The organism is Rahnella sp. R3(2024) (genome assembly GCF_042920125.1).
GTDB lineage: Bacteria > Pseudomonadota > Gammaproteobacteria > Enterobacterales > Enterobacteriaceae > Rahnella > Rahnella rivi.
In genome coordinates, this window is the sequence record NZ_JBHGBU010000001.1 from 2,067,078 (window position 1) to 2,084,944 (window position 17,867).

At 56.2% G+C, this 17,867-nt stretch carries 14 protein-coding genes; 11 read left to right on the forward strand and 3 right to left on the reverse strand.

Annotated elements, in window-relative coordinates:
• Positions 1-76 precede the first annotated feature (76 nt).
• The 3 genes from glyS to ABSH60_RS09405 form a co-directional block, all read right to left on the reverse strand.
• A complete protein-coding gene (gene glyS, locus ABSH60_RS09395; protein WP_056775882.1) occupies positions 77-2,146 on the reverse strand; it encodes a glycine--tRNA ligase subunit beta in 2,070 nt (689 codons plus the stop codon).
• 9 nt (positions 2,147-2,155) lie between these two features.
• Positions 2,156-3,070 (reverse strand): glycine--tRNA ligase subunit alpha, encoded by a 915-nt coding sequence (glyQ, locus tag ABSH60_RS09400; protein WP_056775883.1) that lies wholly within the window; start codon positions 3,068-3,070, stop codon positions 2,156-2,158.
• A gap of 166 nt (positions 3,071-3,236) precedes the next feature.
• Positions 3,237-5,237, reverse strand: coding sequence for an autotransporter domain-containing protein (locus ABSH60_RS09405; protein WP_390973717.1), 2,001 nt, complete (start codon positions 5,235-5,237; stop codon positions 3,237-3,239).
• Between the two features lie 188 nt (positions 5,238-5,425).
• Here ABSH60_RS09405 and ABSH60_RS09410 point away from each other — a divergent pair, with 188 nt between their 5' ends.
• The 11 genes from ABSH60_RS09410 to ABSH60_RS09460 all read left to right on the forward strand — a co-directional run bounded on the left by ABSH60_RS09410 (position 5,426) and on the right by ABSH60_RS09460 (position 17,802).
• Entirely contained in the window at positions 5,426-5,998 is a 573-nt protein-coding gene (locus tag ABSH60_RS09410; protein WP_056775886.1) for a DNA-3-methyladenine glycosylase I, read from the forward strand.
• A complete protein-coding gene (locus tag ABSH60_RS09415; protein ID WP_056775887.1) occupies positions 5,995-6,438 on the forward strand; it encodes an N-acetyltransferase in 444 nt (147 codons plus the stop codon). Before ABSH60_RS09410 ends, ABSH60_RS09415 begins: the two co-directional genes overlap by 4 nt.
• Before the next feature lie 223 nt (positions 6,439-6,661).
• Entirely contained in the window at positions 6,662-7,324 is a 663-nt protein-coding gene (locus tag ABSH60_RS09420) for an OmpA family lipoprotein (RefSeq protein WP_056775889.1), read from the forward strand.
• A 95-nt stretch (positions 7,325-7,419) separates the two neighbouring features.
• The gene (locus ABSH60_RS09425; RefSeq protein ID WP_136376748.1) at positions 7,420-8,430 is read left to right on the forward strand and encodes a LacI family DNA-binding transcriptional regulator; all 1,011 of its coding nucleotides are present in this window, start codon (positions 7,420-7,422) and stop codon (positions 8,428-8,430) included.
• A 137-nt stretch (positions 8,431-8,567) separates the two neighbouring features.
• On the forward strand, positions 8,568-10,694 hold the full coding sequence (locus ABSH60_RS09430; RefSeq protein WP_390973720.1) for an alpha-galactosidase: 2,127 nt from the start codon (positions 8,568-8,570) through the stop codon (positions 10,692-10,694).
• A 59-nt stretch (positions 10,695-10,753) separates the two neighbouring features.
• A complete protein-coding gene (locus tag ABSH60_RS09435; protein ID WP_122097144.1) occupies positions 10,754-12,040 on the forward strand; it encodes an MFS transporter in 1,287 nt (428 codons plus the stop codon).
• A gap of 46 nt (positions 12,041-12,086) precedes the next feature.
• Positions 12,087-13,142 (forward strand): substrate-binding domain-containing protein, encoded by a 1,056-nt coding sequence (locus tag ABSH60_RS09440; RefSeq protein WP_390973722.1) that lies wholly within the window; start codon positions 12,087-12,089, stop codon positions 13,140-13,142.
• Positions 13,143-13,355: 213 nt separating this feature from the next.
• A complete protein-coding gene (locus ABSH60_RS09445) occupies positions 13,356-14,111 on the forward strand; it encodes a sugar phosphate isomerase/epimerase (protein WP_122097142.1) in 756 nt (251 codons plus the stop codon).
• Positions 14,112-14,133: 22 nt separating this feature from the next.
• On the forward strand, positions 14,134-15,426 hold the full coding sequence (locus tag ABSH60_RS09450) for an MFS transporter (protein WP_136375954.1): 1,293 nt from the start codon (positions 14,134-14,136) through the stop codon (positions 15,424-15,426).
• Positions 15,426-16,403 (forward strand): glyoxylate/hydroxypyruvate reductase GhrB, encoded by a 978-nt coding sequence (gene ghrB, locus ABSH60_RS09455; RefSeq protein ID WP_056775900.1) that lies wholly within the window; start codon positions 15,426-15,428, stop codon positions 16,401-16,403. The genes ABSH60_RS09450 and ghrB overlap by 1 nt, the downstream gene beginning before the upstream one ends.
• Before the next feature lie 139 nt (positions 16,404-16,542).
• On the forward strand, positions 16,543-17,802 hold the full coding sequence (locus tag ABSH60_RS09460; RefSeq protein WP_390973725.1) for a valine--pyruvate transaminase: 1,260 nt from the start codon (positions 16,543-16,545) through the stop codon (positions 17,800-17,802).
• The last annotated feature ends 65 nt before the right edge of the window (positions 17,803-17,867 follow it).

The following is a 17,867-nucleotide window of genomic DNA, read 5'->3' on the forward strand; positions in this document are numbered from 1 at the left end:
CCAGAGGGAGAACGTTTATTCTCCCTCTGGTCGGCGTGGGCCGACGCCCGCAACCTTAACTTACAAAGTCACCGGCTTACTGAAGCAGCGAAATATCCGCTACCTGCAGGAACAACTCCCGCAGTTTAGACAGCAATGTCAGACGGTTGATACGCACCGCTTCGTTCTCATCCATCACCATGACGGTGTCAAAGAACGTATCGACGGTTTCGCGCAGCGCAGCCAGTTCCACCAGCGCTTCTTTGTACTGACCAGCAGCAAACAGTGGTTCCAGCTTGTCGCGCAGCACCACCAGATGCGTCGCCAGTTTCAGCTCAGCAGGTTCTTTCAGCACGGACGCGTGAACGTGATCCAGCAGAACGTCGGTGGATTTCGCCAGAATGTTGGATACGCGTTTGTTGGCCGCAGCCAGCGTTGCCGCTTCGTCCAGCGTACGGAAGTAACTCACCGCTTTCACACGGGCATCGAAATCTGCCGGTTTGGTCGGACGACGTGCCAGCACGGCCTGAATGGTATCGACCGCGTGACCTTCTTCCTGATACCACGCACGGAAACGACCGAGCATGAAATCAACCACTTCATCGACAACCTTGGCGTTAGTCAGCTTGTCGCCGTACAGGCGCACCGCTTCTTCGGTCAGGGTTTGCAGATCGAGTGACAGGTTTTTCTCAACGATGATACGCAGAACACCGAGCGCTGCACGACGCAGTGCAAACGGGTCTTTGTCGCCTTTCGGATGCTGACCGATGCCGAAAATACCGGCCAGGGTGTCCATCTTGTCTGCGATAGCCAGCGCGCACGCCACCAGCGAAGCCGGCAACTCGTCGCCCGCAAAGCGTGGCTGATACTGTTCGTTCAGCGCAACCGCGACTTCTTCCTGCTCGCCGTCGTGACGCGCATAGTGCATGCCCATCACGCCCTGCGTGTCGGTGAATTCGAAGACCATGTTGGTCATCAGGTCGCATTTTGACAGCAGGCCCGCGCGTTTGGCGTTCTCAACGTTGGCACCGATTTTATCGGCGATCCAGCCAGACAGCGCCTGAATACGGTCGGTTTTGTCACGCAGCGTACCCAGCTGTTTCTGGAACAATACGGTTTCCAGACGCGGCAGGTTATCTTCGAGACGTTTTTTGCGGTCGGTATTGAAGAAGAATTCGGCATCGGCCAGACGCGGACGCACCACTTTCTCGTTACCGGAAATGATTTGCTGCGGATCTTTCGATTCGATGTTGGCCACGAAGATGAAGTTCGGCAGAAGTTTGCCCGCAGCGTCGTACACCGGGAAATACTTCTGGTCGCCTTTCATGGTGTAAACCAGCGCTTCAGCCGGTACCGCTAGGAATTTCTCTTCGAATTTCGCGGTCAGCACCACCGGCCATTCCACCAGAGACGCCACTTCTTCCAGCAGGCTTTCGCTCAGATCGGCGATGCCGCCAATCTCTTTCGCCGCTTTCTCCGCATCCTGTTTGATCAGCGCTTTACGCTGTTCGTAATCAGCAATGACTTTGCCGCGTTCCAGCAGAATTTGCGGATACTGATCGGCGTTGTCGAGGGTGAATTCAGGTTCGCCCATGAAGCGGTGACCGCGGATCGTGCGGGCAGAATCGATACCGAGGATTTTCGCCGGGATCAGCTCATCGCCTAACAGCAGAGTCACGGTGTGAACCGGACGCACAAACTGCACGTCGGAATCGCCCCAGCGCATCAGTTTAGGAATTGGCAGTTTGGACAGTGACGTTGCGATCATCGCAGGCAGCAGCTGTTGCGCGCTTTCGCCTTTGACGTGCGCACGGTACACAAGCCATTCACCTTTGTCGGTGACCAGACGATCGGCCTGATCAACGGTGATACCGCAACCGCGAGCCCAGCCTTCAGCGGCTTTGCTCGGTTTGCCTTCGGCATCAAACGCCTGCGCCACAGCCGGGCCGCGTTTTTCAACTTCGCGGTCAGCCTGAGATTCATGCAGACCGGAGACTTTCAGCGCCAGACGGCGCGGCGCGGCAAACCATTTTACGTCGCCGTGTGGCAGATTCGCCGCATCCAGCTCCGCAGTCAGGTTGGCTGCAAAAGATTCAGCAAGGCTGCGCAGAGCCTTCGGTGGCAGTTCTTCCGTGCCGATTTCCACCAGAAATGTTTTTTCAGTCATGGACTTATCTCACTTCTCGTTCTTTTTGCACATCGGGAAGCCCAGCACTTCGCGGGAAGCGTAATACGCCTCAGCTACCGCTTTAGTCAGGGTACGGATGCGCAGAATGTAGCGCTGACGTTCAGTCACAGAAATCGCTTTACGCGCGTCGAGCAGGTTGAAGCAATGGGCCGCTTTCAGGATGCGCTCGTAAGCAGGCAGCGCCAGTGGCTTTTCAAGCGCCAGCAGGGTTTGCGCTTCTTTCTCGTGCTGTTCGAAGCAGGAGAACAGGAAATCAACGTCGGCGTATTCGAAGTTATAGGTGGATTGCTCCACTTCGTTCTGATGGAACACGTCGCCGTAGGTGGTTTTGCCCAGCGGACCGTTGCTCCAGACCAGATCGTAAACGCTGTCCACGCCCTGGATGTACATCGCCAGACGTTCCAGACCGTAAGTGATTTCACCGGTCACCGGTTTACATTCCAGGCCGCCGACCTGCTGGAAGTAAGTGAACTGCGTCACTTCCATGCCGTTCAGCCACACTTCCCAGCCGAGGCCCCAGGCGCCGAGCGTCGGGTTTTCCCAGTTGTCTTCAACGAAGCGAATATCGTGGATCAGCGGGTCGAGGCCCAGCTCTTTCAGCGAGCCGAGGTACAGCTCCTGAATGTTTTCCGGTGAAGGTTTGATCATCACCTGGAACTGATAATAGTGCTGCAGGCGGTTTGGGTTTTCGCCGTAGCGGCCATCCGTCGGACGGCGTGAAGGCTGAACATAGGCTGCCGCAAAAGGCTCAGGGCCGAGTGCGCGCAGGCTGGTCATCGGATGCGAAGTACCCGCGCCGACTTCCATATCCAGCGGTTGAACAATGGTGCAGCCCTGCTGCGCCCAATAATCTTGCAGTGTCAGGATCAGGCCCTGAAATGTCTTGGTATCAAACTTTTGCATGTTGGATTCGCACGCGAGAAAGTGGGTTTAAAGAGAGTCCGACAGTATACCCGCTGAACGGAAGATAATCAGCCAGAATCAGGCGAGTGAGCGTTACCGAGAGGGAGTGTTTAGGTTTTGGCGCGCATTTTTGGAAAGTAAAAGGGGCTCTGCGCCCCTTTCGTGGTTAAAAGCGGGCACTGATCCCGGCGTTGTAAGACGTTTGTTCGCCGGAATCCAGGCCGGTGGTTTGGGAAATCGCCGCAAAAGCCGAGACGCTGTGGGTTATCTGGACGTTCGCCCCGACCGTCATATCGACCCAGTCTTTGTCCTGTTCCCCGGTGGTACGGCTGAACCGTGTGCGGGTGGATTTGATCGCGCCGGTGGCGGTGTAAGTGTCATCGCCAAACTGACGGTCATAGGTCACCTGCGCATACGGATTCACGATCCCCAGATCTGCGTTCAGGCGCCAGCCCAGCGCGCCGATTTGCGAGTGAGACGTCTGATCACCAAAGCGCATCGAGGTACTGTTGTTGCCCTTCTCGCTGTATCCCTCAATGCTGCTGTAATCCCAGCTGTATTGCGCCACCGGGCCGGTTTTCAGCACCGGTAAAATCGGGAAATCCCAGCCAGCGGTGACGCGTCCGCCAATCTGCTTGCCGTCCGTTTCACCGCGCTCGGTACGGGTGGTGGGTCCGAGTTTGATGCTGCGGTTGATATCATCGTAATTCAGCGACCCGTAATGCACATCGCCGTTGATCCAGCCATTTTCGGCGATTTTCACGCCGGTAAAGGCTGTCGCCATCCAGCCGCGCGTGCGGTAGCTGTAATGGTCCGTCGGATCCTGTTTATCGTCTGAACCGGAAATCATCAGCCCCATCATCCAGCGATCGGTCATCTGATAATCCATCCCGATATTGAGCGAGTTAGAGGTGAGATCGCCCTCGCCCAGCGACGGATTGATTTTGCTGTCGGCGCTTTGCCCGGCGTAACCGCCAAACATACCGAAAGTCCCGGCGTCATTCTCCTGCGAGCGTAACTGCTGATAGCGGCTGTCAAGCAACCCCTGCGTATTGCGCGCCAGCGCCAGCGAACCCTGATTCAGCGCGGTGACCTCCAGCGGGCCGTTGATCACGGACTGCATATACTCGGCGATCAGCGCATGTGCCTGCGGAGTCGGGTGGAAATGGTCAGAGAACAGAAACGCTTTGCTGGCGTCAAAACCCGGCAGGCTGGAGGTACATTCTGAGGCTGAAGTGCCCACCGGACAGGCAGTCCCGGCAGTATTTGCGAAACCGTACAGCGCCGGATCGGCGACCACTTCATTGAACAGCCCGTTGATGTCCACGCGTGCAATATTGCCGCCGGTTCTGGCCAGCGCGATATCTTCGGTGGTGTTGTACGTCTCGGTCAGGCCGCCCGCCACGTCTTTCAGCGCGTCATAGGCCGCTGCCAGCCCTTTGGCGAGGACGTCCTGCACCAGCGGGATCCCCGAGCCTTCCGCCGCCGCTGCCGCCAGTGCGTTGTGAATCGCCTCGGTGCGGGCATCCGTATTCGGTGTGTTTTGCGCATTCAGGTACTGATAGGCCGCTGCCAGCGCCTGTTGCTGCACCGGCAACAAGCCGACCTGAATCACGCCTTCCATCAGCACCGGCGTCAGGCCGATATTGGGCACCGTCGGCACCACGACCGTTCCGGCTCCGGCTTTGAGTAAATCATTGACCTGAGAAGCCGCCTGCGTGGCGCTGTTGGTGGCAATCTCCACTGCCGTGATCGGGTTCAGGCTGAGCGCCGCGGCGGCCAGATCGTTGCCGCCAATCCAGTGAATATACAGCCCTTTCGGATCGGCTTTGCCGCCTGTCGAGGCCAGATAGCTTTTGACCTGCTCCTGCGTGGTGTCATCGGAATCCAGCCCCGGCACCGCGACGCCGCCGCCTTGGGCATAGTTCAGGCCGCCCTTAGCAGAAGGTGTCAGCGTCGTGCCGATATTGTTGGCGAGGATTTCGTCATAAAGCGGATGCGAACTGCTGTCGAAGGTCCAGCGTCCATTATTGCCGGTGTCACTCAGGCTGTCGCCGAAGACATAAAGTTGATCGTAAGCCTGCACCGGAGCCTGTAAACCCAGGCACAGCGCGACGGCGAATGCGCTTTGTGTCAGCCGTAATGCGGCGGTTTTTCTGCCTGTCATTGTCGTCGCTTCCTCAAAAAATGAGCGGTTCTCATCCCTGAAATGTAAGGATTGAGTCATGAATGGCTTTAAATATTGTTCAGATCCGACCAGCGTCAAGGCGGAGCATGAGAAATTGCGACGTTGCAGAGTTATCCGAGAAGCCACACACTGGCCGACGTATTCAGGCTTCTTCTAAGGACAAAAGAATGGCGACCACCCGTTGTAGCTGGGTTTCAAAAGAACCGATTTATCTCGAATATCACGATAAAGAATGGGGCGTGCCGGTCAAAGATGGCCGTGAGCTGTTTGAAATGTTGTGCCTCGAAGGCCAGCAGGCAGGGCTCTCGTGGATCACCATCCTGAGAAAGCGCGAAAACTACCGCCAGAACTTCCACCATTTCGATCCGGTGCGCATTGCCAAAATGACCGATGAGGATGTTGAGCGCCTGGTGCTTGACGCCGGAATTGTGCGCCATCGCGGAAAAATCAAAGCGATCATCCTGAATGCACAGATTTATTTAGCCATGCAGGCCAGCGGCGAAGATTTTTCAGACTTCATCTGGCGCTTTGTTGATCATCAACCGGTCATCAATAATCCGCTCGGACCTGAAGGCGTACCGGCAACCACTGCCGTGTCAGATGCCATGTCTAAAGCGCTGAAAAAGAAAGGGTTCAAATTTACCGGTTCGACCATCTGCTACGCGTTTATGCAGGCCGCCGGACTGGTGAACGATCATCAGGCTTATTGTTTCTGTCATCCGAAAAATCAACCCGCATGATCCGCCGCTCAGTACCTGCCGACACCGAAGCGATTATGCATCTGTGGCTGCGCAGTACGGTGGCGGCACACCCGTTTATTGAGGTGTCTTACTGGTACGAAAGTTTGCCGATGGTGCGCGAGACGTTTCTGCCACAGGCCCAAACCTGGGTTTCTACCGCCGAAGACGGTGGGATCAATGGCTTTATCGGCGTCTTAAATCAGCAGTTTATCGGCGCGCTGTTTGTGGATGAACGCGTGTACGGTAAGGGCATCGCGCAGCAATTAATGGACGTGGTCAAAAAACATTACCCGCTTTTGCTTCTCGAGGTTTATCAGCAAAATCACCGCGCCGTGGCGTTCTATCGCAAAGAAGATTTCTTAGTGGTCAACGACACGGTTCATCCCGGAACCGGTCTTCCGACCTGGGTTCTGCGCTGGCATCAGCCCCTTTTCGAATAATTTCCCAAAATCCGCTAAAAGACAAAAACGGATAACCGGAATTCTCCTACTGCTTAACGTCACGAAATTGCGCATAAATGGCGCCAGAACGCCGCAGGGCGGATGTCCGCCCGTTGCATTTGTTTATGTTTTGACACCTTTTTCTGTGCAACTTACCAGAAACCCGGCAGTCATAATGCAGCGGTCAGTTTCTAAATAAAAAACATCCTTAAAGGGAAAAAAGATGAGCAAAAGATTACTTGTGGTTGCTGGCGTACTTTGCGTCACGATGGGCCTGTCAGCCTGTACCACCAATCCGTACACCGGCGAATCAGAAGCAGGAAAATCCGGCATCGGCGCAGGGCTGGGTGCAGCTCTGGGCGCAGGCGTGGGGATGCTTTCATCTTCTAAACACGATCGCGGCAAAGGCGCCCTCATCGGTGCCGCAGCAGGTGCTGCGCTGGGCGGCGGTGCGGGTTATTACATGGATGTGCAGGAATCTAAACTGCGCGACAAAATGAAAGGCACAGGCGTCAGCGTGACGCGTCAGGGCGATAATATCGTGCTGAACATGCCAAACAACGTGACCTTCGATACCAACAGCAGCACGCTGAAACCGGCGGGCGCGAATACGCTGACCGGCGTGGCGATGGTACTGAAAGAGTATCCGAAAACAGCCGTGAACGTCGTGGGTTACACCGACAGCACCGGCACGCGCGCGCTCAACATGAAGCTGTCACAGCAACGTGCTGACGGCGTCGGCAGTGCGTTGATCACCCAGGGCGTTGATGGCAGCCGCGTTCGTACCACCGGTGCAGGCCCGGATAATCCGATTGCCAGCAACAGCACCGAAGCCGGTAAAGCGCAGAACCGTCGCGTTGAGATCACCCTCAGCCCGTTGCAGTAACGGCTTCACCTGCCGTATAACGCCGGGGCCAGATGGCCCCGTTTTTATGCATCCTGTGTTATTCTGGCGTTCTCACCTGCGTAACGGATGCCAGTATGTCTCTGAAAGCTATCGCGAAAGATCTCGGTCTGTCTGTGACCACCGTCAGCCGTGCGCTGAACGGTTACGACGATGTTTCAGCGGACACTAAAGCGCGGGTACAGGCAGCGGCGGATTTACGCGGCTACCGGCCCAACACCCTCGCCCGCCGGTTAAAAATGGGCAAGATCGATGCCGTTGGCCTCATTTTCCCCTTCACTTCACATCCGTTAAGCAATTCAGCCTTTGTCGAAATGGTGGGCTGTATCACCCGCGAACTCGCGAAATATGAAATTGATCTGCTGCTGGTGCCGGATGAACTGGGCACGTTTTCGTGGCGACGCCTGATTGAAAGTAAACGCGTGGACGCCATGCTGGTCGCCCATACGCTGGATGATGATCCGCGCCTGCTGGATTTGCAGCAGCGCAACTTTCCGTTTCTGGCGCTCGGGCGCAGCCGTTGCCTGACGCAGGATTACGCCTGGTTCGATTTCGATAACCGCGCAGGCATGCAAATGGCGGTCGATCACCTCGCCGCGCTTGGGCATCAGCGCATCGCGTTTCTCGGCGAAAATAATCAGCAGTCGTTTATCGGCCAGCGTCATCAGGGCTATCTCGACGGGCTTCTGGCCCACAAACTGCCGCTTTACGACGGGTACGTGAACAAAGTCAGCCCAAGCCGCCGGGCCGGGTATCAGGCAACGCAGGCGTTGCTGGCCCTGCCGCTGCCGCCGACGGCGATTGTCTGTGACTGCAATATGCACGGTGAAGGCGCGGCGCTGGCGTTGTACGAAGCCGGATTGCTGCTCAACGGCGGCGTATCACTGATTATTTATGACGGATTACCCTCTGACAGCCTGCCAGACGTGGCGGTCACCGCTATCCGTCAGGGCACGCGAGAAGCGGTCGGCCTGCAAATCGCCGGCATGACAATGGCCCTGATCCGTAACGAACCGGTGAGCGGTTTGCAGGTGCTCTGGCAACCAGAATTACAGGCGGGCGTCACCGCACATCCACCGCGTCAATAATTCCCCTTTCGGTTATTTTTCCACCCTATATCACAAATTTGCACCATCACATTTCCCATCCGAAACGTTTCGGATCAATAGTTACTCCACCAGATAGCGTTTTATCGCTGCAAATTACCCTGTGGAGTAGTGACACTATGGAAAACCCGATCGTCCATTTAACCAGCGAACACAGCAGCCTGATCGTCCGTTGTGCGCCGTTCGCTGAAATCCTCTACTGGGGAAACCGCCTGAGCCAGTTTTCGGCAGACGACGTCATTTCCCTCGCCCGCGCCGTACCCAATGGCCGTATTGATGTGGAAGCACCGGTGAATTTCAGCGCCGATTCAGGCCGGGGCTCGTTTGGTACGCCGGGCGTGGAAGGCCACCGCGACGGGCTGGACTGGTCGCCGGTATTCGATACCACGGACGTGAAACAGCAGGGAAATCAGCTGATCATTACCACCGAAGACGCCATCGCTGGTTTGCAATTTCGCAGCGAACTGCGCCTCGGTGACAGCGGCGTGTTGCAGATGCGCAATGCGCTGACCAGCCTGAAACCCGGCACCTATCAGGTGACGCGGCTGGCCGTCACGCTGCCGCTGCCGGAGCGCGCCGCCGAAGTGATGGCGTTTCATGGCCGCTGGATCAAAGAGTTCCAGCCGCACCGCACGCTGCTCGATCACGGCGGCATCATTCAGGAGAACCGCCGCGGGAAAACCTCTTCCGAATATTTCCCGGCGATGATGATCGGTCATCCGGGGTTTAGCGAGGAACAGGGCGAAGTCTGGGGAATGCATCTCGGCTGGAGCGGTAACCACCGCCTGCGTGCCGACATCAAAATCGACGGTCGCCGACTGGTTCAGGCCGAAGCGCTGTATCTGCCGGGCGAACAGCGTCTTGAACAGGGTGAAACGCTGGAAACGCCGTGGTTGTACGCCAGCTATTCTGCTGCCGGGCTGAACCGCATGAGTCAGCAGTTTCACCGCTTCGTGCGTGAAGATATTTTGCGTTTCCCCGGCGACAAACCGCGGCCGGTGCACCTCAATACCTGGGAAGGGATTTATTTCGATCACGATCCCGACTACATCATGCAGATGGCGACACAATCCGCCGCGTTGGGCGTTGAACGCTTCATTATCGACGACGGCTGGTTCAAAGGGCGTGACCACGACCGCGCCGCGCTGGGTGACTGGTATCTCGATGAGAAGAAATACCCGAACGGCCTGAAACCGGTGATCGACCACGTCAAACAACTCGGCATGGAATTTGGTATCTGGGTCGAGCCGGAGATGATTAACCCGGATTCCGATTTATACCGCGCCCATCCCGACTGGCTGCTGGCCTTGCCGGGGTATCAGCAACCGAGCGGACGCCATCAGTTCGTGCTCGATCTGAACAATCCGCAGGTCTTTGATTATCTGGTGGAACGCATGAGTTGGCTGCTCGGTGAACACGCTGTGGATTACGTGAAGTGGGATATGAACCGAGAAATCGTTCAGCCGGGCCACGAAGGCCGCGCAGCGCTGACCACGCAAACCCGGCAGTTCTACCGCCTGCTCGACGTGCTGGGCGAACGTTTCCCGCAGATTGAATTTGAATCCTGCGCGTCCGGCGGTGGCCGCATTGATTTTGAAGTGCTCAAACGCAGCCACCGTTTCTGGACATCCGACAACAACGATGCGCTGGAACGGCAGAAAATTCAGCGCGGCATGAGCTATTTCTTCCCGCCGGAAGTGATGGGCTCGCACATCGGCAACAAACTGTGCCATGCCACGTCGCGCCAGCACAGCATTGAATTCCGCGGCCTGACGGCGCTGTTTGGCCACATGGGCATTGAGCTGGATCCGGTGAAAGAAGGCGAAGCCGAACGCGCCGGTTTTGCGAAATACACCCGTCTTCATCAGCAGCTTCGCCCGTTACTGCACAGCGGCGACGTCTACCGCGTGGATACGCAGGATGAAACGGTGCTGATTAACGGCGTGGTCAGCGAAAACAAAGATCGCGCCGTGTTTCTGGTCAGCCAGCTGGCGATGCCGACCTGGTCATTACCCGGTGTGTTACGCGTGCCGGGGCTGAAAACCGATGCCCGCTATCGCGTGACGGTGCTGGACGAACCGGCGCTGCTGGCGGGTGGCGGCAGCGGTCACACCATGCGGGTGCAACCGGCGTGGTTGCATGCCTCTGTGGCATTGAGCGGTGAATGGCTGGCGAATGCCGGGCTGACGCTGCCGGTGCTGGATCCGGAAAGCGCCCTGCTTCTGGGCTTCGAAGAAATCAGATAACAACAAAAAAACGCCGGTACGACAGTGCCGGTTTTCATGGTTTCGGCAAGGAAATCACTATGAACCCTACACAAACTTCCGATCGTTGCTTCTATAAAAAAAATACTAACTTCTGGATATTTGGCAGCTATTTCTTCCTCTACTTCTTCATTATGGCGACCTGTTATCCGTTTTTACCGATCTGGCTGTCAGACGTTATCGGCCTGAGTAAAACGGAAACCGGCATCGTGTTTTCCAGCATGTCGCTGTTTGCCATTCTGTTTCAGCCGTTCTTCGGCATCATTTCTGACAAACTTGGCCTGAAAAAACATCTGTTGTGGATCATCGCCGTCCTGCTGTTTCTGTTTGCTCCGTTCTTCATTTACGTGTTTGCGCCTCTGCTGAAAATCAATATTGTGCTGGGCGCAATCCTGGGCGGTGCGTACATCGGCTTCGTCTTCGCGGGCGGTTCAGGGGCTACCGAGGCCTATATCGAAAGGGTCAGCCGCAGCAGTGCTTTCGAATATGGCAAAGCGCGTATGTTCGGTTGTTTCGGCTGGGGGATTTGCGCTTCCACCGCTGGCGTATTATTTAACATCAACCCGGATATCGTGTTCTGGATGGGCTCCGGCGCGGCAGTTATTCTGATGGTATTGCTGCTGATTTCCCGCCCGCAGGAAAACAAAAATGCGCAGGTGATGGACAAACTCGGGGCCAATCAGCCGCAATTCTCGCTGAAAACGGCGGCATTGCTGCTGAAAGAACGCAAACTGTGGATGTTGATTTTGTACGTGGTCGGTGTTGCCTGCGTTTACGACGTGTTTGATCAGCAGTTCGCCACCTTCTTCAAAACCTTCTTCTCCTCGCCGCAGCAGGGCACGGAAATGTTCGGCTACGTGACCACCGCCGGGGAATTGTGCAACGCGCTGATCATGTTCTGCTCACCCTGGATCATCAACCGCATTGGCGCGAAAAATACGCTGCTGCTGGCGGGGACGATCATGTCGATTCGCATCGTCGGCTCTTCGTTTGCCACCACGGCTGCCGAAGTGATTGTGCTGAAAATGCTGCATGCGCTGGAAGTGCCGTTCCTGCTGGTCGGCGTGTTCAAATACATCACCCAGATTTTTGATGTCCGGTTCTCGGCGACCATTTATCTGATTGGGTTTAACTTTGCCAAACAGCTGGCGGCGATTTTCCTTTCTGCTTTCGCAGGCAGCCTGTATGACCGCATCGGGTTCAGCGATACCTATCTGATCCTCGGCGGTATCGCCTTTGCGGTGACGATCATATCCGCCTTTACGCTCAGCAGCAGACCGAAGCCTCAGGCGGTTTCGGCCGTGCGCACGGCCGAAGGTTTGCGCTGACTTGCGGTTACAGCCTTTCGACACTCTGTGCTAGTCTCCGTGGAATATGCATGAGGGGAGAAAGGTTGTGAGCAAAAAACAGGAACCGGGCGCGGCGGTTCGCGCTACGATACGTGACGTTGCCAGTGCAGCAAAAACCGGTAAAACCAGCGTTTCACGTTATCTCAACGGTGAAAAACACCTGCTGTCCGATGATCTCAAAGAGCGCATCGGACGGGCGATCTCCCTGCTGGATTATCAGCCCAGCCAGATGGCCCGCAGCCTGAAAAGCGGCCATACACGTCTGATCGGGCTGATCCTCGCCGATATCACGAATCCATATTCTGTCGATGTGATGCGCGGCGTCGAAGCCGCCTGCCGTCAGGAAGGGCTGACGTTGCTGGTCTGCAACACCAATAACGAGCTCGATCAGGAAAAGCATTACCTGCAGTTACTCAGCAGTTACCGCGTGGATGGCATGGTGGTCAACGCCGTCGGTATGCGTGAAGCGGCGATCTCTACGCTGCAACAGGCCAATTTACCGATGGTGCTGATTGACCGCAAAGTCGCCGATTTTGCCTGTGACGTGATTGCATTGAACAACGTCGAAGCCACGCAGATGATGACCGATCATCTTCTGCAACAAGGCTTTGAAGCCGTGCTTTTCGTCACCGAACCCGCCAACGTCAATACCCGCCTGGATCGCCTGCGCGCCTTTTTGCAGCGCATGCAGCAATCGCCAGAATGTATCGCCGAACAGGGCGAAATCGAGCTGAGCAACACGGACGGGCTGGAGACGTTGCTGCGCGATTTTGTCGCACGCCATCCAGACAAACATAAAGCGGTGATGTGTGTGAACGGAGCGCTGACGTTACAGGTGGCACGCGCCCTGCGCAGGCTGGATATCACCTGGGGGCCGGACATCGGTCTGTCAGGTTTTGACGAACTGGTGTGGGCAGATCTTGCCGGCGTTGGGATCACCACGTTCAGGCAGCCGACCTATGAAATGGGCGTCGCAGCACTCGGCCAGCTGGTGACGCGCATTCAGGGCAGCACCGCACCGGTCAAAGACCTCGAATTCTCCGGCGAGCTGATTGCACGCGCCTCCACTGCACGCCGCTGATCGCTTTCTTCTCCCCTTTTCTCTCCCGTTCTTCGTGAGCGGGATCATGTTTCTGACCTTCGGGTCTTTTGATTGGAACCGGTTCCAATTAGGTTATATAAAGCGAAACAAATTATTAACAAGAACACGCAGCGCCATTTGTTCCACTAAGATAATGTCTTCTAAACGCTCGCTGGCACCGCATTCCGGTGCGTTTTAACAGGACAAAGAGTCATGCAAAGAGAGATCGTCATCGTTACTGCCGCTTACGGTAACAGCGTCGTCCGCGCCCTTGGCGGGCAGTCAGAACTGCTGCCGGTCATCGCTGCCGCGAAGGCCGACGGCGTGGAAATCCGCCGTGAACTCTTCACCGGCGAAGAGCTTAACGCCCTGGCGCAACTTGCTGAAAAGATTAAACAGAACGGGCTGTTCGCGGTGTATTCCGTGCCCTTCGCGCTGTTTAACACCGGCGGCAAGCTGAACCCTGACGCGGAACAGTATTTCGATGAGGCCCATACTTTAGGTGCCCGCACCATCAAGTTCTCACTCGGCGAGTTTGAGCCGGGCGCGGACCTGACGCCGCTGAAAGTGCTGCTGGCAGCGAAGCCCGTGAAGCTGGTGGTGGAAAATGACCAGTCTAGCGAATGCGGGATACTTTCGCGCATTAATGCCTTTATGTTTGCGGCTGAATCCCTGCACCTGCCGCTGGATATGACGTTCGACATGGCGAACTGGCTGTGGGTGGGACAGGATCCGGCAACGGCAGCTGAACGGCTGGCGCGTCACGTCGGTTACGTCCATGTCAAAGCGGCAGAAAAGCGTGGCGGAAAATGGCACGCCGTGGCGCTCGATGACAGCGATGGCAGCTGGATCCCGTTACTGAAAGCCCTGCCTCAGGATGTGCCGCGCGGCATTGAATTCCCGCTCGAAGGGGAAGATTTGGTCGCCGTGACACGGTATTACGTCGAGCTGTTGCGTAAAACTTACTGAGGATCCATCAGGAGAAACCGTTATGAACCAGTCCAGGATTGCACCGCGTCGCTGGTGGTACATCATGCCGATCGTGTTCATCACTTACAGTCTGGCTTATGTCGACCGCTCGAACTTCAGCTTCGCGTCGGCGGCCGGTATCAATGATGATCTCGGCATCACCAAAGGGATGTCGTCCCTGCTGGGCGCACTGTTTTTCCTGGGTTATTTCTTTTTCCAAATCCCCGGCACCATTTACGCCGAAAGGCGCAGCGTTAAGAAACTGATTTTCTGGTGCTTATTGCTGTGGGGCGGGTTTGCCTCTCTGACCGGCGTGGTGAACAACATTCCCATGCTGGCCGCCATCCGCTTTGCGCTCGGCGTGGTCGAAGCCGCGGTGATGCCCGCGATGCTGGTGTACATCAGCAACTGGTTCACCAAGTCAGAGCGCTCCCGCGCCAACACGTTTCTGATCCTGGGTAATCCGGTCACGGTGCTGTGGATGTCGGTACTTTCCGGCTATCTGATCGAATCGTTTGGCTGGCGGGAAATGTTTATCTTCGAAGGTATTCCGGCTGTGATCTGGGCGATTATCTGGTGGTTTACCGTCAAAGATAAACCCGAAGACGTCGGCTGGCTAAGCGCGCAGGAGAAAAAAGCCCTGAGCGAGCAGCTGGCAAAAGAGCAAAAAGAGATCCAGGCGGTGGGCGGTTATCGCGAAGCTTTCCGCTCGCGCAGCGTCATTCTTTTGTGTCTGCAGTATTTCTTCTGGAGCATTGGGGTCTACGGCTTTGTGCTGTGGCTGCCATCGATCCTGCACGACGGTAAAGAGATGGGCATGGTCGAGGCGGGCTGGTTATCCTCCGCCCCTTATCTGGCCGCCACGCTCGCCATGATCCTGGTGTCGTGGGCCTCGGACAAAATGCAAAACCGCAAACTGTTTGTCTGGCCGCTGCTGCTCGTCGGTGCGCTGGCGTTCTTCGGCTCCTGGGCGACCGGCAGCCACAACTTCTGGCTGTCTTACGGTTTACTGGTCATCGCCGCGGCCGCTATGTACGCACCTTACGGCCCGTTCTTCGCCATCATTCCTGAAATGCTGCCTAAAAACGTCGCCGGTGGCGCGATGGCGCTGATCAACAGCCTTGGCGCGCTGGGCTCTTTCTTTGGTTCGTGGTTTGTTGGTTATCTGAACGGGAATACCGGCAGCCCTTCCGCCTCTTTTATTTTTATGGCCGTGTCGTTGCTGGTCTCCGCAGGCCTGACCCTGCTGGTGAAACCGCAGCAGGCCGCAACAAAACCTGAAGATGTTTCCTTAACCCAAGGGAGTAATAATTGATGAAGCCGTCTATTGTCCTGTACAAAAAACTGCCCGCCGATCTGCATCAACGTCTCGAACAGCACTTTTCTATCACTGAGGTGGATGGCATCACCGATGAAAACCGCGCTGCGGTGTTTGATGCGCTGCAAAATGCCGAAGGGTTACTGGGGTCTGGCGGCAAGATTGATAAAGAGCTGTTTGACCACGCGCCGCGCCTGCGTGCGGTATCCACCATTTCCGTGGGATACGACAATTTCGACGTGGCAGAGCTGACCCGCCGCGAAATTCCGATGATGCATACCCCGACCGCACTGACCGACACCGTGGCAGATACGGTCATGGCGCTGGTGCTTTCCACTGCGCGCCGCGTGGTGAATGTCGCCGAACGCGTGAAAGCCGGTGAATGGACAGACAACGTCGGCCCTGACTGGTTCGGCACCGACGTACACCATAAAACCATGGGCATCGTCGGCATGGGCCGCATCGGCCTGGCTCTGGCGCAGCGCGCACATTTCGGCTTCGACATGCCGATTCTGTATAACGCCCGCAGTCAGCATAAAGAAGCGGAAGAGAAGTTTGGCGCGCGCAAATGCGAACTGGATGAGCTGCTGAAAACCGCTGATTTCGTCTGTATTCTGCTGCCGATGACCGAACAAACCTTCCATCTGATTGGCAAAGAAGAGCTGGGGAAAATGAAATCCAGCGCGATCCTGATCAGTGCCGGTCGCGGCCCGGTTATCGATGAACCAGCTCTGATTGAAGCCCTGAAAGCCGGGACGATTTATGGCGCAGGGATGGATGTGTTCGAGACAGAACCGCTGCCAAAAGACTCACCGTTGCTGAGCCTGCCAAACGTGGTGGCGCTGCCACACATCGGCTCTGCCACGCATGAAACTCGTTACGACATGGCCGCCTGTGCCGTCGATAACCTGATCGCCGCCCTGACCGGCGAGGTGAAAGAGTTCTGCGTTAACCCGGAAGTGTTGAAGAAGTAAGTTTCATCGCCCCGCAGTCATCCTCCCCTTCCGGCACGTCCGGGAGAGGAGGACATTTCAAAACCCGGTGGTCCGATTGCACTGCTTTGCCGCAGGCGTTATTGTGGACATCACATTTCGATAACATACAAAGCTTTCTATGACGTTTTCTGCTTTCGGTGACAAATTTACCCGTTTTTCAGGCATCACCCGCCTGATGGGCGACATGAATGACGGTTTACGCACGCCCGGCGCGGTGATGCTCGGCGGCGGTAATCCGGCGCAAATTCCTGAGATGCAGGATTATTTCCAGACGTTGCTCAGCGAAATGCTGGCCACTGGCAAGCTGACTGAAGCCTTGTGTAATTACGATGGCCCGCAGGGCAAAGACGTTCTGCGCCATGCGCTGGCAGAAATGTTACAGAAAGAGCTGGGCTGGCAGCTGGATGCGCAAAATATTGCGCTGACCAACGGCAGCCAGAGCGCCTTCTTCTATTTGTTCAATCTGTTCGCCGGACGTCGCGCCGACGGCAGCATGTCTAAAGTGTTGTTCCCGCTGGCACCGGAATATCTGGGATATGCCGATGCCGGGCTGGATGAAAACCTGTTTGTCTCGGCCAAGCCGAACATCGAATTGCTGCCGGAAGGCCAGTTCAAATATCACGTCGATTTCGATCATCTGAACATTTCCGATGACATTGGCCTTATCTGCGTCTCACGCCCGACCAACCCGACCGGCAACGTCATCACCGACGAAGAGCTGATCCGCCTCGACGCACTGGCACAGCAAAAGAATATTCCACTGTTAATCGATAACGCCTATGGCGTGCCGTTCCCCGGCATCGTCTTTACCGACGCCACGCCGCTGTGGAATCCAAACATCATTCTGTGCATGAGCCTGTCGAAACTCGGCCTGCCAGGATCGCGCTGCGGTATCGTGATCGCCGATGAGAAAATCATTAAAGCGATCAGCAACATGAACGGCATTATCAGCCTGTCTCCGGGCAGCGTCGGCCCGGCCATCGCTCATGAGATGATTGCGCGCGGTGATTTGCTGCGTCTTTCCGAAGAGGTGATCAAACCCTTCTATTCCCAGCGCGTGCAGGAAACTATTGCCACGCTGCGCCGTTATCTGCCGGAAGAACGTTGCCTGATCCATAAACCGGAAGGGGCGATTTTCCTGTGGCTATGGTTTAAAGATTTACCGATCACCACCGAAGTGCTGTATCAGCGCCTGAAACAGCGCGGCGTGCTGATGGTGCCAGGCGATTACTTCTTCCCCGGCCTTGAGCATCCGTGGGCGCATACGCATCAGTGCATGCGCATGAATTACGTGCCGGACGCCGAGCAAATCGAGCGCGGCGTGCAGATTCTGGCGGAAGAGGTGGAAAAAGCGCACGCGGAAACGCAGGCACTCTGAGCCGATTTGCAGGCATAAAAAAACCGGGGTTCATCACCCCGGTTTTCTGTTTACGCTCAATGTTC